The following is an 806-nucleotide window of genomic DNA, read 5'->3' as shown; positions in this document are numbered from 1 at the left end:
GAATTGCGCAGCGCAGATAAAACCCATGATATTGGTTTGGTATCGGTGTATTTGAGTCACGGTGTGTATCGTGGTCTTCTGCGCAATAAAGTGCTTTTTGCTCCGACAGACAAAATGGTGCAGCAAGGCCGCCTGTCTGTCATGCAAGCGGCGCACTATTTACGCCATCAACCGTATGAAAAACAGGCATCGCCAATCATCAAACCACTGACGCCAAAGACGCTTCACGATGACACAATTGAAGAATCGTTATCTCCGTCAGAATATAGGCCGACATTCAGCATAAAGGCTGTTGATTGATGCGCTAAAAAAGTGTTTTATTGATAGATAACCAGTTCATAATCATAAAATCGGAATAACTTGATGCAAAAAACGACTCGTACCATGCCTGCGCATAAACACGTGGCATTGGTTGCCCACGACAATTGCAAACCTGAGCTACTTCGCTGGGTAAAAGAGAATAAAGAAAAGCTGCAACGCCATTTCTTGTACGCTACAGGCACAACTGGCCACATGCTGAGCAAAGAAACTGGCTTAGCAATTAAGAGTATGATCAGCGGCCCGATGGGTGGCGACCAACAACTCGGAGCATTGATTTCGGAAGGTAAAATCGATGTGTTGGTCTTCTTCTGGGATCCACTAAACGCCGTACCTCACGACCCTGATGTGAAAGCCCTACTTCGTATTGCGAGTGTTTGGAACATCCCAGTTGCGACTAACCGTGCAACGGCAAAATTCCTCTTCGACTCTCCTCTTCTAGAACAAGAAGTCGACATCGAAGTGCCAGATTACGAAGCTTACCTTGC

The 806-nt window shown here is 46.2% G+C and carries 1 protein-coding gene and 1 pseudogene; both read left to right on the top strand.

All coding sequences use genetic code 11. The features are described from left to right. Positions 1-300: pseudogene (locus R8O11_RS26625) on the top strand (TMAO reductase system protein TorT); the annotation flags it as partial. 63 nt (positions 301-363) lie between these two features. After that, positions 364-806 (top strand): methylglyoxal synthase (locus R8O11_RS26620; protein WP_318194795.1); only part of this gene is annotated, 443 nt, incomplete at its 3' end.

It is taken from the genome of Vibrio sp. 1288, assembly GCF_033344475.1.
This window is presented reverse-complemented; position numbering and strand designations above follow the sequence as displayed.